This is a genomic window from Flavobacterium sp. LPB0248, from assembly GCF_013388355.1.
Lineage (GTDB): Bacteria > Bacteroidota > Bacteroidia > Flavobacteriales > Flavobacteriaceae > Flavobacterium.
Map to the genome: position 1 here is coordinate 232,136 of NZ_CP058246.1, position 16,209 is coordinate 248,344.

7 protein-coding genes are annotated in these 16,209 nt (G+C 36.1%); all 7 read left to right on the forward strand.

The features are described from left to right. Positions 1 to 187 precede the first annotated feature (187 nt). The 7 genes from LPB248_RS00895 to LPB248_RS00925 all read left to right on the forward strand — a co-directional run bounded on the left by LPB248_RS00895 (position 188) and on the right by LPB248_RS00925 (position 15,829). On the forward strand, positions 188 to 3,340 hold the full coding sequence (locus tag LPB248_RS00895) for a SusC/RagA family TonB-linked outer membrane protein (RefSeq protein ID WP_177209734.1): 3,153 nt from the start codon (positions 188 to 190) through the stop codon (positions 3,338 to 3,340). Positions 3,341 to 3,356: 16 nt separating this feature from the next. Next, the gene (locus LPB248_RS00900; RefSeq protein ID WP_177209735.1) at positions 3,357 to 5,243 is read left to right on the forward strand and encodes a RagB/SusD family nutrient uptake outer membrane protein; all 1,887 of its coding nucleotides are present in this window, start codon (positions 3,357 to 3,359) and stop codon (positions 5,241 to 5,243) included. A 222-nt stretch (positions 5,244 to 5,465) separates the two neighbouring features. Continuing rightward, positions 5,466 to 6,845, forward strand: coding sequence for a sulfatase (locus tag LPB248_RS00905; RefSeq protein WP_177209736.1), 1,380 nt, complete (start codon positions 5,466 to 5,468; stop codon positions 6,843 to 6,845). Positions 6,846 to 6,864: 19 nt separating this feature from the next. Continuing rightward, positions 6,865 to 9,549, forward strand: a complete 2,685-nt coding sequence (locus LPB248_RS00910) for a DUF4962 domain-containing protein (protein ID WP_177209737.1) — start codon at positions 6,865 to 6,867, stop codon at positions 9,547 to 9,549. A gap of 76 nt (positions 9,550 to 9,625) precedes the next feature. Next, positions 9,626 to 13,663 (forward strand): two-component regulator propeller domain-containing protein, encoded by a 4,038-nt coding sequence (locus LPB248_RS00915; RefSeq protein WP_177209738.1) that lies wholly within the window; start codon positions 9,626 to 9,628, stop codon positions 13,661 to 13,663. Between the two features lie 194 nt (positions 13,664 to 13,857). Continuing rightward, the gene (locus LPB248_RS00920; protein ID WP_177209739.1) at positions 13,858 to 15,006 is read left to right on the forward strand and encodes a DUF4861 family protein; all 1,149 of its coding nucleotides are present in this window, start codon (positions 13,858 to 13,860) and stop codon (positions 15,004 to 15,006) included. A 31-nt stretch (positions 15,007 to 15,037) separates the two neighbouring features. Next, positions 15,038 to 15,829 (forward strand): gluconate 5-dehydrogenase, encoded by a 792-nt coding sequence (locus LPB248_RS00925; protein ID WP_177209740.1) that lies wholly within the window; start codon positions 15,038 to 15,040, stop codon positions 15,827 to 15,829. Positions 15,830 to 16,209 lie beyond the last annotated feature (380 nt).

The window sequence follows — 16,209 nt, forward strand, 5'->3', positions numbered from 1 at the left end:
AAATTTAAATCTCTTTCCTAAACCTAAAATTCCGTTGCCCTTTTTTCAAGTTATTTAATTGTTATGATTTTCTCCACAACAGCTCTCCAAAAAATATTGTGGTGATTTTTTAACAAAACCTAAAACCAACTGAAATAACATCAACAGGAATTTTACTCAGTACTTATTCCTCTTATAAAGAAAAATTATGAAAAGGATTATATTTTTATTCTTACTGCTAACCACATGTAAGATGATGTACGGGCAGGACAAAATAACCGTAAAAGGTATAGTAACCGATGCCCAAAATCTGCCAATGCCAGGAGCAACTGTTACAGAAAAAGGAACTAAGAATGCTACCCTAACTTCAATGGATGGGGATTATCAAATTAAGGTAAAACCAAATGCCACGCTTGTGTTTTCTTTTATTGGTACCAAAACAAAAGAAGAGCAAGTTAAAAACAGAACAGAAATCAATACTAAACTTCTTGATGATACCAACAATCTTGACGAGGTTGTGGTTGTGGGATATGGAACAAAAACCAGAAAAGATCTTACTGGCGCTATTTCTTCTGTAAAAGGTCAGGAACTGGCCAAGGTTCCTGTACAGAACGTAGCACAGGCATTGCAAGGTCGAATTGCAGGTATGCAGGTAACTATGTCTGACGGAACTCCAGGATCTGAACCTTCATTAAAAATTAGAGGTGGAACATCTATTACACAGAGCAACGAACCTTTGTATGTTGTTGACGGAGTAGCACAAACGGGCGGATTAGGCTTTTTAGATCCAATGGATATCGAATCTATTGATGTTTTAAAAGATGCCGCGTCGACTTCTATTTATGGTGCGCAAGGTGCAAATGGCGTTGTTTTGGTAACGACTAAAAAAGCTAAAGGCGGAAAACTGACTATAAGCTACGATACTTATGGCGGAATAAAAACCATTGCTAAAAAGCTTGAGGTAATGAATCCGTATGACTATACCAAATTAATGTATGAAGCTGCTACAGATGATGCTAGAATGCAGAAGTTTGTAGGCGCTTATGGAACTTATGATGAACTAGAAGGTTTATACAAAAACAGAAAAGGAATTAACTGGCAAGATGAAGTTTTTGGAAACGCTGTTGTAAATCAGTATCATAAAATTAGCATTAGCGGAGGTGAAAATGATACTAAATACAATGCTTTTTACTCAGTAAATGATGATGAAGGAATTATGCTTGGAACGGGTTCTGTAAAAAACATCGTAAAATTGAACGTAATCAATAACATCAGCAAAAAATTCTCTGTAAATGCAATTGTAAACTATTCGAATCAAAAAATTACAGGACTTTCTACTGCTGATGGCGGAAATGCGAGATTGAGCATGCTGCAGAATTTATTGCAATACAGACCGACTATCGGAAAAAATGGATCTGATGAAGATCTAAAAACTTTAGTAGTTGATCCGTTGGACAATCAAGATTCACCAACATTCCAAAGTCCGCTTATTACAATTGACAGCCAGAAAAGAGAAGCCATCAACAGATCGATTAACATGAGCTTGCAGCTGCAATATAATATTACGCCAAACTTGATCTACCGCGGATTGGCAAGTTATACAGACAACAGCAATAAAAGCAAATTTTTTAACGACTCGAGAGGTATTCAGGCTATTAGAGCTGGTGGTGCAAATGGAGGCGTAACGCATAATATTGGAACTCGTTTAAACTACAACAACGTTTTAACGTATAGCAATACTTTCAACAAAAACCATAAATTTGACGCTACTCTTGGACAAGAATACATCTACAATTATACAGAAGGTGTTACAGCAACCGCTTCTGCTTTTCCTAATGTAAATTTAAGCTGGGATAAATTACAGCTTGGAACTATTGCCGGAATCCCGACAACTTTTGCAGAAGATGATAAATTGCTTTCTTTCTTCGGAAAAGCCAATTATTCATTCAAAAACAAATACTTATTCGCAGCTAGTTTAAGAGCAGATGGATCTTCAAAATTTGGAACCGAAAACCAATGGGGCTACTTCCCTTCCGCATCAGTTGCTTGGAGAGTTATTGAAGAACCTTTTATGCAAAAACTTCCTGTGTTTTCAGACTTAAAACTTCGTTTAAGCTATGGTGAAGCAGGAAATAACAGAATTGCTAATTATGCTGCTTTAGGAATTTTTAATTCTGGTTCTTATCCGTTAAACAACCAGACTAATATTACCGCTTTTCAAAACAACCTTCCTAATCCGTTCTTAAAATGGGAAGCGACCAAATCGACTAATATTGGTCTTGATTTAGGATTTTTTAAACAAAGAATCTCGTTAACGACTGAATTGTATGAGAATAAGTCGAAAGATTTGCTTTATAACACTCGTGTACCAGCTAGTTCTGGCTTTAAAAAGCAGTTTCAAAATATTGGAGCAACTTCTAATCGCGGTTTAGAGTTTACGCTGAATACGATAAATGTTAAAAACGATAATTTTATCTGGAATACTACTTTTAATATTGCTTTCAATAAAACAAAAGTATTGGCATTAAGCGAAGGCGAAACTTCATTAATTACAAACAGTTACACAGACAAAAACGATTATATTCTGAAAGTCGGACAGCCAGTTGGAACCATGTACGGTTATGTAAATGATGGTTTGTATCAGGTTAGCGATTTTGATTACAATGCAACCACAAAAGTGTATACTTTAAAATCGGGTGTTCCGAGCGATAATATTGTGGTACAGCCAGGATTTATCAAATTTAAAGACATAAGTGGCCCTGACGGAAAACCTGATGGCGTAATAAACGATTTGGACAGAACGATTATCGGAAATGCAAATCCAAAATATACTGGTGGTCTAAACAATACTTTCAGCTACAAAGGAATTGATTTGAGTATTTTCCTTGATTTTACGGTGGGTAATGATATTTACAATGCCAATGTATTAAACAATTCAAGGCTTAACCTAGACAACTTAAATACTTTTGCCATCTACGCTGATCGATGGACTACAATTAATAACGCTGGACAACGCGTTACCGATCCAGATGAATTAACAGCTTTAAATGTGGGCAAAAAGTATCCAGCTTTTAATGGTAATACTACTGGACGTTTGTACAGCGATATTATCGAAGATGGTTCTTTCTTAAGAATTAACAATATCAGCTTAGGTTATACATTGCCAAAAGACTGGCTTAAGAAATCTAAAATCTCAAACCTAAGAATCTATTTTACGGCTTATAACTTATATGTATTTACTAAATATTCTGGTTATGATCCTGAGGTAAATGTTCTTAACAATGCCATTACCAGGGGAGTCGATTTTAGTGCTTATCCTAGAAGTAAATCCTTTGTTACAGGATTAAATATTTCATTATAATTTAAAGTTTAAAAAGATGAAACACAATATATTTTCACGCAAAGCAATGGTTATAGCAGGTGTAGCCTGTCTCCTATTGCCTCTTAATTCCTGTGACAAAGATTTAGACGTTACTCCTTACTCTTACTTTACCACAGCCAACTTTTTTTCTGATGTAAACGAAGCCAATATGGCAACGCTCGGAGTTTACGAAGCGATGTCTTCTATGGATAGTTATGGATGGAACATTTCGCTAATTTTTGATGCTGATACCGATATTGAACAAATGTCGGGAATTGGTGCCGATGACTGGCGAACAATTGCACATTATCAAGGCATTTCGCAAACTAATACTTTTTATCTGGCTTGGAGTAAATTGTACGAAGGAATTGACAGAGCAAATGTGGTGATCGAAAGGATTCCACAAATGGAATTGTATACTAACGGAACAGAAACTCAAAAACAGCAATTAAACCGTTTTCTTGGCGAAGCTAAATTCCTTCGCGGATTTTACTATTCAGAACTGGTGCGTTTATGGGGAGATGTGCCATTTAAAACAAAAAGTTCACAGTCAGGAGATAAACTTAGCGGAGCTTTAGTAGATCGTCAGGAAATATACACTCAGGTTATAAAAGACATGCAGGAAGCTGCTTTACTTCTGCCAGACCAGATGCCAACAGACGAACGCATCAATAAATGGGGTGCAAAATCTATGCTTGCCAGAGTAGCTTTATTTGCGGGAGGATATTCTTTAGGCGCAGACGGCGTTATAAAACGACCAACAAACTATAAAGACTATTATAAAATTGCCCAAAAGGAAATCAATGATGTAATGGCGCAAAATCCGTATAAATTAAATCCGTCTTATTCCAAAGTATTTAAAAACCAATGCCAGCATGTTTTAGAACCAACCGAGAATATTTTTCAAGTTGCCTTCTATAACGCATCAGGAAATATTGGAAACGCTTCATGGGTTGGTAATTTTAATGGTCCCACGACTGCAAGCGGCGTTTATCCTTCAAATATTGCTCGATGTTTAGTTCCGAAACCTTTTTACAACAGTTATAATGCTGCAGACCAAAGAAGAGATTTCTCAATTGCCACTTATCAGATTAATAATTTGGGCAATAAAATTCCGCTTTTGACTACCAATCAGGACGAAAGATGGACCGTTTCAAAATGGAACAGAGAATTTATGACTAATGCAACAGCAGAAAGAGTCTACACGCACATTAATTGGGTAATTATGCGTTATTCTGACTTACTTTTAATGCGTGCAGAAGTAGAAAATGAATTAAACGAAGGTCCAAATGCACTTGCTTACGAAGCTATAAACCAAGTTCGAAAAAGAGCTTTTGGCGCTGATATTCAAGGAAGCCGAATTGCAATTGACTTAAAAACAAAAGGAACCGGATATACCAATGCAGCAAATGTGGTTATTCAAATTACAGGCGGTGGAGGTACAGATGCTTCAGCAGCGGTAATTAACCTTGCCAGCGGAGGTGTAAATACTATCGGAATGCTTCGTTCTGGAGATGGTTATACTTCTGTTCCTACAGTAACCATAACCAGTACAGACGGAAAAGGTTCTGGAGCAACAGCAACAGCGAGATTATTGCCTAAACCAACAACCGCCGAAATAAACCTGCCAACCGGACTTGACAAAGATGCTTTTTTTAAAGCCTTACAGCAAGAAAGAGCTTGGGAACTTTCTTTTGAAGGAATGCGTAGAGCCGATTTGATCAGATGGGGAATTCTAGCAGATAAACTAGCAGAAACAAGTGCAGCCGTAAAACAAATACGTTCAACCTACTTTTATCCTTCTATTACCAATTTTGTTACTGGAAAACACGAATTATATCCCTTTCCACAAAATGAAACCGATGTCAATAAAAGTATCACACGTCAAAATCCCAAATACTAAGTGCTTACTATTTTAGAAACCATTCATGTTTAATGTTAATGCAGAGCTTCGGTTCTGCATTAACTGTTATTAAAGAAAGCTGATTTTAGACGAAAAAGCGTTGTTTTTAGCTAAATCTAATAGCATTTTGAACAAATTCAAAACTATAAATAAACAAGGATTGGTATTTTCGTTTTTAGATTTAAAACATTAAAATAAAAAGAATCCACTAGTAAAATAGAGATGAAATTTCAAAAAAACATATTCGTTCTGTGCCTCTTAGGAATTTTAAATATTCCATTACTAAATCATGCACAAAATGCTGATCGTCCGAACATTTTAATCATTATGACCGATCAGCAAACCGCTGATGCGATGAGCAACGCAGGAAACTCAAACCTGCATACGCCTGCGATGGATAAACTGGCTCAAAATGGAGTTCGTTTTACCAAAGCCTATTGTGCACAGCCCTTGTGTTCGCCATCACGTTCTGCCATTATGAGCGGTAAAATGCCTTATGAAACTGGTTTTATTGGAAATGCCCCAGAAAAAGACGGACAATGGCCAGATGATTTATTGATGATGGGAAAAATTTTCCAAAACGGAGGATATAAAACAGGTTATGTTGGAAAATGGCATCTTCCCGTTCCTACTTCCAAAAAAAGTCAGCATGGTTTTGAATATATAGAAAACACCAATTTTCAGGATTATAACGATGCAGCGACGCCTTCTTTCTGTGCACGATTTATTAAAGAAAATAAAAATACGCCTTTTTTACTTGTAGCCTCTTTTTTAAATCCGCATGACATTTGCGAATGGGCACGCGGAGAAGATCTTAAAATGGATGTTTTAGAAAATGCTCCATCTCCAGATCAATGTCCGCCACTTCCTGCCAATTGGAAAATTCCAGAATATGAACCCAAAATAGTACGCGAACAGCAAAAAGTAAGCTTTAGAACTTATCCATCGGTAAACTGGACAGCCGATCAATGGCGTCAATATCGTTGGGCGTACAATAGACTAATTGAAAAAGTAGATAGTTATATTGAAATGGTTTTGGCTTCGCTAAAAAAATATGGAATCGAAAAAAATACAATCATTGTCTTTACAGCCGATCATGGCGATGGCTATGCTGGGCACAGCTGGAATCAGAAACAGATTTTATATGAAGAATCAGCTAAAATTCCGTTTATTATTTCCAAAATTGGAGAATGGAAACCAAGTACAGACGAAATGTTGGTTTGCAACGGAACAGACATTATTCCAACCATCTGCGGTTTTACAGGAGTTTCAAAACCTTCTGATTTAAAAGGAGTTGATTTAAGTAAAAAAATAGCAAATCCAGCTCTAAAACTTCGCGATACTTTGGTTATAGAAACCGATTTTGCCGATAACGAAGAACTTTTAGGAATTAGCGGACGTGCGGTAATTTCTAAAGATTTTAAGTATATCGTTTACAACAAAGGTGATTTAAAAGAACAACTATTCAACCTAATTACAGATCCAGGCGAAATAACAAATCTAGCCGTAAACAAAACGTATAAAAAAGAACTGCTTAACATGCGCCGTTATTTAAAAGAATGGTGCAAAAAGAACGGCGATTCGTTTCAATCTGGATTATAAATCATTCAACACCAAACAAATGATCAATAAAAAAACATATACAATAGTGTTACTTTTGGCAGCCTTCTCTGTTTTCAGTCAGAAACAGCAGGCTGTCATAAAGTTAACCGCCGAAAAACTGCACTCCAGAGTACGCGAATGGCCGTATCCTGTAAATGGTGTAACGGTTCCAACAAACGCTCCCGCTCTTCTCTGGCCTGGAACTAATGGCAAAGAAATGGTGAAACCAATGGAAAGCGGCAGTGATGTTAAAGAAGATCCAAATATTGGCAACGTACGCTATAAAGTGATGCTTGCCAGCGATAAAAACTTTACCAAAAATGTAATTGCTAGCGCCGAACAGCGTTGGGCAGTTTATCCTCTGCATCAAGCATTAAATGCTGGAAAATGGTATTGGAAATATGCTTATGCCCTAAAAAGCAGTAATCAATGGACATGGTCACCCACTTACGATTTTGTAATTGATGCAAAATATGCAAACGAAAAAGTTTCTCCGCCAGTAACCGAAGTTTTAAAACGAAATGAAGGAGCACATCCAGTTTTGTGGGATATTCGTACTATTGGCGACGATTTTTATCGCAACAACTTGAATAATCCCGAGGCGAAAAAGTTTATCGCTTTCGCGGAAAAATTGATGCTGGCGCCGCTTCCAACTGAGAAACCACAACGTGTTATTGATACAACGGGCAAAAATCCTTTAGAGAAAAAGATCATTATTGAGCGAATGTATCATGGTTTTGGAGATGCTGTTGGAACTCCTGTTCGCAATTTATGCATTGCCTATCAGCTTACTAAAGACGAGCGTTTTATTTTGGATGCGAAACGCAGAGCGATAAACATTGCCAACATGAATCCTGACGGACTAGCAACAGGCGATGACTTTACAGGAGGTGCTGTACTCGAAGCTTTAGGATGGTTTTATGATGCAGGTTATGAGTTTTTATCTCCACAGGAAAAAGAACTTTTTAAAAACATCATTAAACTGAGAGCCAAAAGAGTTTACGATCATTTGCCTAATCGCTTTGAATTGCACGTAAGCGACAATCACGTTTGGCAGATTACCATGCGAAATCTTACTATTGCAACTGTTGCGGTTATAAATGATGTTCCTGAAGCAAAAGAATGGCTTACGTATTTGTATGAAGTCTGGTCGGCACGTTTTCCTGTATTAGGCACAACAGATGGCGGCTGGCATGAAGGAAACGGCTATTTTAGAGTCAACTTTAAATCGATTATTTATCTGTCTCAAATGTTTGGTGATTTTAGCGGAGTCGATTATTTCAAACTGCCTTGGATGCAGAATCTGCCTTATTATATGCTTTATACACATCCTAATAAATCGGCAAGCACTGCTATTGGTGATATGTGGGAGAATATTCCGTATATAGTAAAAGGCGAAGCTTGGTTTGCAGATGCGCTTACTTATAAAATGGACAATCCGTATTTAAATTGGTATGTTGACGGAATAAAAAGAGATTATCCTTCATATTATCACGGTACAGACGATTATCTTCTTTTCAGACTTTTAAATTATAAACCTAACCGAAATCTGCCTGCTTCCTCACCTTCTGTTTTACCAAAAACACGCAAATTTGGAGATGTAGGTATTGTCGCAATGCACGAAGATTTAGCAAACGCCGATAAAACGCTAAGCAGTTATTTGTTCAGCAGTCCGTTTGGTTCTTCTGGACATGGGCACGCTTCGCAAAATGCCTTTACCATCAATTATAAAGGAAAAGTAATTTTTGGAGGAACGGGTTATTACAGCAATTTCAGTGACAAACACAATCTTCTCGATTATCGATCTACAAAAGCGTACAACACCATTTTAGCTGACAGTTTAAATCAGAAAATTGGTGAAGAAGGTTACGGATGGATTCCGAGAGCGATTGCTGGAAAACGCATTCAATATGCTTTAGGAGATGCCAGCAATGCGTATGGCGAAATTAAAAGTGAATTTTGGTTGAATAGATTTCAACAGATCAAAGTAGTTCCGAGCAAAGAAAACGGTTACGGAGAATCTGGCGTAACCTTGTACAGAAGACATATGCTGCAATTAGAAGGCGGATATATTGTTTTGTATGATGAATTAGAAGCGAAAACTCCAATAAAATGGACAACTCAGTTTCATTGCCCTTATTACACAATTGAAGGTCAAAATTCAGAAAACTCAAATCAGCAGCAATTTGCAGTCACAACAGATTTAGGAAATGTTACAGCCAATGTTTATGCTGAAAGTCCATTAAAAATGGCTGTACACAATCAATTTTTTGAAGCTGCTGTAAACTGGAATAAAGTGACCAATGACGAAGGAGAAATTAAAGATTTTAAAGATCAATGGCATGCAGGAGTTACCTCTCAGCCAAAACAAAAATTTAGATTCTTAACCATCATCCAAATTAAAGATGGGAAAACAGAAGTCAATAAAACACTATCTAACAAAGATGGAATTACAGCTTTACAAGTGGGAGATTGGAATATAAAAGCACAATTAAACGGAGAAAAACCGGCAGCATTACAAATTTCAGGAAACGCAGTAAAATCGATGTTTAGTTATGGAAATCTGCCAATTCAATTTGAAGGAAAAAAATACATGCCAAACATCGATGGAAGTTCTTTATTGCTTGAAATTGATCATGCTAAAGTAATTCGACAAGAAGCGATAGACGAATTGCCAGATGTCGCTAAATATGACAAAAATTAAGAATAAAAAGTGTTTGCTTTTTGTTTAAATTTAAACATTCAGTAAAAACAAACAACAAATTATAATTCAAACCTTTATGAAGAAAACGATTATCCTTTTTACGTTTTTCTACATAACTCTTTTCAGTGCGAAAAGTTATGCCCAAGTGCAAGACCGCTATTTCCGAACCATTTCGGTCGATAAAGGCTTGTCGCAAAGTTCTGTTTTTGCCATTCAGCAGGATACCTTGGGTTTTGTCTGGATTGGAACACAAGACGGATTAAATCGTTATGATAGTAAAGGTTTTAAAGTATATCGCCCAATAAAAGACGTTAAAAACAGCCTGCAATCGTATTACATTCGAAGTTTGTTTACCGATCATAAAGGACAATTATGGGTTGGCGGCAATCAAGGCATTAGTGTTTACAATTACAATACGGATAGTTTTATCAATTATCCGCTTCCGCGAAATATTGGCGAATGGTACATTTCTGCCATTACCGAAGACAATCAGCATAGAATCTGGGCTTCTTCTATTGCAGGAGATGTTTTTGTGCTTTCTCCAAATGAAAAGAATTTTGTTCCGGTAAAGTTTAATGCTTCTTCGCATGAAATCAAAAAAATCGCATACATCGGCATTTGGCAAAAACAGATTTTATTGGGTACAGATGTTGGCCTTTTTCAGTTGAATTCACAATCTCATCAACTTTCAAAAATAAATCTGACTTCAAAAAAACCTTATATTAATGATGTTTTTATCGAAGGAAAAAAATTATGGATCGCTACAGAAGGCGAAGGTGTAATTGAATACAATGCACAGAACAAAGTCCTTACTTCTCTCCTTCATCATGCCGGAAACAACAGCATTGCCGATAATAACATTAGATGCATTAATAAAGATACCGAAGGAAATTTATGGTTTGGAACGTTTAAAGGTTTGAGTATTTATAATCTTAAAAACAACTCATTCAACAATTATTCACACCAAATTTCACAGCCTTATACCATCAGTCAGAATTCGGTTCGATGTATTTTTAGAGACAAACAAAACGGAATCTGGTTGGGAACCTATTACGGAGGTTTGAACTATTATCATAAAAACGATATTAAGTTTAATCTTTTAAGCCAAAACTCAGGAAAACCATCTTTAAACGATGAAGTTATTGGCGTTATCAAACAAGATACTAAAGGCAATTTCTGGATTGGAAGCAACGATAAAGGATTGAATTACTGGAACAAAAATGCCAATACCATCAGTTATTATTCCAATAGCGAAAACAATCCGAACAGTTTAAGTTCGAACAATATTAAAGCCATTGAATTTGACAATAACGGAAATGTTTTGGTGGGAACGCATAACGGCGGATTGAATATTTTGAATCCGAATACGGGTTTGGTGCAGCGCTTTCGCCACGACGAAAACAATCCGAACAGTATATCAGGAGATTTGGTCTATAGTTTACTGAAAGATTCTAAAGACAGAATTTGGGTTGGAACACGATCTGGATTGGATCATTTTCATCCCGAAACCAAAACATTTACCCATATTCATTTGGATAAAGCTGGAAAAAGACCCGCTTCTGACGATATTACTTTTCTGTTTGAAGACAGCAGAAAACGAATCTGGATTGGCACTACCAACGGCGTAACGCTTTTTTATCCAGAAACACAATTATTTGGCACTATTGGCCACGGAAAATTAAGCGATGATATTGTAAACTGCATTACCGAAGATCAAAAACACAGAATCTGGATTGGAACGCGAGAAGGCTTGCGATTATACGATGAAACGCAGGAATCGTTTATTAGTTTTAAAGCTAGAAAAGATTTCTTCAAAGAAACGATTTACGGCATAATTCCAGACGAAGACAACTTATGGATTTCTACCAACACGGGATTAATTAAGTTTAATCCAGACAAAGGCTCTGTGCAGACTTTTGACGAAAGTGATGGTTTACAGAACAAGCAATTTAACGATTATGCCTTCTGCAAGGCTAAAGACGGAATGTTGCTTTTTGGCGGTATAAAAGGAATTTCGTACTTCTACCCGTCTATGGTAAAACAAAGTCCACTTCCTTTAAAGTTGAGTTTTACAGCTCTAGAAGTTCTCAATAAAACCGTTGCTGTAGGCGATGAAACTGATATTTTGGAACAGCATATTGATCAAGTTAAAGAATTGGAAATCGGACCAGAATACAAGCAATTCAGCATCTTTTTTAATACGTTCAATTATATTTCTTCCAATAGAACATACTATTTCTACAAACTGGAAGGCGTTGATAAAGACTGGCAAAGAACAGATGAATTGAAGGTAAGCTACAGCAATTTATCTGCAGGAAAATATAATTTTCAGATAAAAGCTGTTGGTCCAAATGGTGAAATGAGTGCTGTTAGAAGTTTGCAAATTGTAATACTTCCGCCTTGGTACAAAACGATATGGTTTTCATTGTTATTGTTGGTTATTATTGGTACAGCAGTTTATATCGGTTTTAAAATCATTAAAGAAAGAATTCAAGCCGAACAGCAGCTAAAATTGGAAAGAATTGAGAAGGAAAGAGTGAGTTATATCAACCAAATCAAAATGGACTTCTTTACTAATGTATCACATGAATTAAGAACGCCTTTAACCTTGATTTTAGCACCTTTAGAAGAATTATTAAAAATGCCTTTTGCAGATAAAATCACCAAAAAGAAACATGAATTAATGTTCATTAATGCCAAACGTCTTTACAATTTGGTCGATCAGCTGTTTGAGTTTAGAAAAACAGAAATGGGAACGCGTCCGCTAAAAGTGGGCAAAAGTGATATTGTTCGTTTTACACAAGAAATTTTTGAATCATTTAAACCGCTTTCAGAAAAAAACACCATTCATTATACTTTCCACTCCGCCGAACCGCAGCTTATATTTCTTTTTGATAAAGATGCGATGGAGAAAATTTTGTTCAATCTCTTGTCTAATGCTTTTAAATACACCAAAGAAAGACAAAGTATTCATGTGGAATTATTGAAGAAAAACGATACGGTACAAATAAAAGTCGCTGACACGGGAGTCGGAATTAGTGCGGAGAATTTATCTAAAGTCTTTGATCGTTTTTATCAAGTAAACAACCGCGAAATGAATTTGGGCTCTGGTGTTGGTTTGGCTTTTACAAAACGTTTGGTCGAATTGCATCATGGCGAAATTATCGCTGAAAGTGCCGAAGAACAAGGAAGCACCTTTACAGTTGCCATTCCGATTTTGGATCAGGTTTACAAAAACGATCAGCAAATAGAAGAATCATTATACGATTTGTCTATTGTTACTGATAATGAATTGGATAATGAAAATACAATAGAAGAAGAAAATGAAGCAATAGACAGCAATCAGCCAGTGAAATTACTGATTGTAGATGATAACAAGGAAATTCTAGATTATCTGCAGGATTATTTTAGTAAAACCTACGATGTAACGGTTGCGTACAATGGTCAGATGGCATTAGATTTATTAGAAATTAATCCTTTTGATTTAATTATTAGCGATGTAATGATGCCCGAACTGGATGGTTTGCATTTTTGCAAACGTGTAAAACAGAACATTAATACATCGCATATTCCGCTGATGCTTTTAACGGCGCGAAATGAAACCAGCCAGCAGATAAAAGGTCTTGAGATGGGTGCCGATGATTATATTACAAAACCATTTTCGACGCCATTATTGGCTGCAAAAATCACCAATTTATTGCGTTCTCGTAAACGATTAAAAGAATACTATTCTGTTGGAAAAGAAATGGTTCCAGAGAACATTGCATTCAATACTTTAGATGAAGAATTTTTAAAAGAAGCTATTAGAATTGTCGAAGATCATTTGGCAGATTCTGAATTTACGGTAGATCATTTCAGCCGTGAAATCGGAATGAGCCGCTCGAATCTTTATATCAAATTAAAAGCAATTACGGGCGAATCAGCAATGGATTTTATTAAACGAATCCGTTTTAAGAAAGCTGTAGAATTAATGCAAAGCAAACGATATACAATTGCTCAAATAACCTACATGTGCGGTTTTAATTCGCCCTCTTATTTCTCGACAGCATTTAAACAGCATTATGGCTGTATGCCAAGCGAATATTTAGCCCGATTAGAAAACACAAAAGAATAACTTACAACAACATAACTAACTCTATAAATGCAAAATTTCCTTAGTTCATCATAGCTTTTAAAAACCTCAACAAGGTTTAAAATCAACTTTTAAAAATTCATAAAAAAGTATCTGACAAAAAAATCACAAGTCGGACAGCCCAATCTATGCCTTAACTGAACCTATTCATTCAAAAAATATTCAAAACAAATCTCATGAAATTTTCACACTTTATCTTACTGTTTTGTGCTTTACCTTCTGCATTAATTGCTCAAAACAAGGCTAGCATTACCATTACAAACCATTCTGCTCTAGACAGAAAAGAAACGGTGACAGCCATAAAATGGAAAGACATTCTTCTCTTCTATCCGCAGATTGATACTGCCGATTTTTTAATCATTGATCCTAAAACAAAAAAGCAAATTCCATTTCAATTAGAGCACAAAGGACAATCTGCCATTCAGAATGTATTGGTTCAAATAAATCTTAAAGCAAAGAGTTCGTTGCAGCTTTTCATTCAAAAGGGAAAACCAGAAAAATTCGCTTCTAAAACTTTTGCTCGATTTGTCCCTGAAAGATTGGACGATTTTGCTTGGGAAAATGATAAAATCGCTTTTCGCGCATATGGCAAAGCTTTAGAAAAAACAGAAGGCGACGCTTATGGTTTTGACGTATGGGTAAAAAATACTTCTAAATTGGTTTTAAATGACCGTTATAAACGCAATGATTATCATATCGATCACGGGGACGGACTTGATTACTATCATGTTGGCTATACTTTGGGTGCAGGAAACATGGCTCCTTTTGTAAAAGATACTATTCGTTATTCTGGAAATTATCACCAATGGAAAATATTGGATAATGGTCCGCTTCGCACGACTTTTCAATTGATTTATGACAGCTGGAATGCTGGCGGAATTAAAGTGAAGGCTACAAAAACCATATCTATTGATGCCGGATCGCAATTAAATCGCATTGAAAACGTATACACTTTTGACGATAAAAACCCTTTACCTGTTGTGGTTGGGATTATAAGACGTGATAAGCAAGGCATAATTGGCTTAAACGAACAACAGGGAATTATGAGTTATTGGGAACCCACTTTTGAAAAAGAAGGAACTACAGCTGTCGGTGCAATATTGAGCACTCCTGCCCAAAAAATGTGGATAGATAAAGAACAATTGCTTACCCTAACTTCAGTAAGAAATAACGAACCTATTGTTTATTATTCTGGAGCTGCTTGGGATAAAGCAGGGCAAATAACCAATTCTAAACAATGGCAGGATTATTTGGATCATTTCAATCAGGAACTTCAAAATCCTTTGATTGTAAATGTGAAAGAAGCATCAAAAACAAAAAAATAATTAAGAATACTATTAACCAAAAAACAAAAAAATGTCAATTAACTTATTTGATTTAACAGGGAAAACAGCGCTAATTACAGGAGGAGTTCACGGATTAGGAATGGCAATGGCGAAAGGTCTTGGACATGCAGGCGCAAAAATTGTGGTAAACGATCATTCTTCGCAAGAAGCTGTAGACAGTGCAATTGCAGAATATAAAGCAGAAGGAATTGAGGCATATGGCTATTTATTTGATGTGACTGACGAAAACGCCGTAATAGCAGCAATCAACAAAATTGAAGCTGAAGTTGGTCCAATCGATATTCTAATCAATAACGCTGGAATTATCAAAAGAACTCCAATTATCGAAATGGAAGTTGCCGATTTTGAAGCGGTTATAAAAGTAGATTTAACGGGTCCTTTTATTGTTTCTAAGAATGTGGTTAAAGGAATGATCAATCGTGGTGGCGGAAAAATCATTAATATGTGTTCTATGATGAGCGAACTGGGAAGAGATTCTGTAAGTGCGTACGCATCGGCAAAAGGAGGTTTGAAAATGCTAACTAAAAACATGGCGACAGAATGGGCTAAATTCAACATTCAAACTAATGGAATTGGCCCTGGTTATTTTGCTACAAGTCAGACCGCACCAATTCGTGTAAACGGCCATCCGTTTAACGAGTTTATTATGGGAAGAACTCCTGCTGGACGCTGGGGAGATCCTGAAGATTTACAAGGCGCAGCAATATTTTTAAGCTCAAAAGCTAGTGATTTTGTAAACGGACACGTAGTTTACGTTGATGGCGGAATTCTAGCTACTATTGGAAAACCTTCAAACGAATAATTTCTATAGCTGGTGCATTAATCTGTTTTGATTGATGCACCAGTCTCATTTTATAATGAACCAAGACAACTTCTGTCAAATGAAAAATTCACTTGATAAGAATAGACGTTTACACAAATTCAAAACATTTATAATCGAATTTGAAATATCATTTTCATCACCGCATTTAACTTAGCTACATCAAACATTCATCAAATTAAGAAACCTTATTTTTTGTTTTAAAAATATAGCACTGATGAATTTCTATACAGCACTGAATCAAAAATTGAACTTACAAAAACAGCTTTATCGAATTAAGAACGAACATTAAAACATATTTTCTATAAAAACAACAAGCTTTTCTTTGGCTTGAAAATACAATCTAGCCAAAAATCGCTGAT

Bases quoted from the DNA above. Each gene is read 5' to 3' on its own strand.
- LPB248_RS00895 (WP_177209734.1), top strand. From the start codon at position 188: ATGAAAAGGATTATATTTTTATTCTTACTGCTAACCACATGTAAGATG.
- LPB248_RS00900 (WP_177209735.1), top strand. From the start codon at position 3,357: ATGAAACACAATATATTTTCACGCAAAGCAATGGTTATAGCAGGTGTA.
- LPB248_RS00905 (WP_177209736.1), top strand. From the start codon at position 5,466: ATGAAATTTCAAAAAAACATATTCGTTCTGTGCCTCTTAGGAATTTTA.
- LPB248_RS00910 (WP_177209737.1), top strand. From the start codon at position 6,865: ATGATCAATAAAAAAACATATACAATAGTGTTACTTTTGGCAGCCTTC.
- LPB248_RS00915 (WP_177209738.1), top strand. From the start codon at position 9,626: ATGAAGAAAACGATTATCCTTTTTACGTTTTTCTACATAACTCTTTTC.
- LPB248_RS00920 (WP_177209739.1), top strand. From the start codon at position 13,858: ATGAAATTTTCACACTTTATCTTACTGTTTTGTGCTTTACCTTCTGCA.
- LPB248_RS00925 (WP_177209740.1), top strand. From the start codon at position 15,038: ATGTCAATTAACTTATTTGATTTAACAGGGAAAACAGCGCTAATTACA.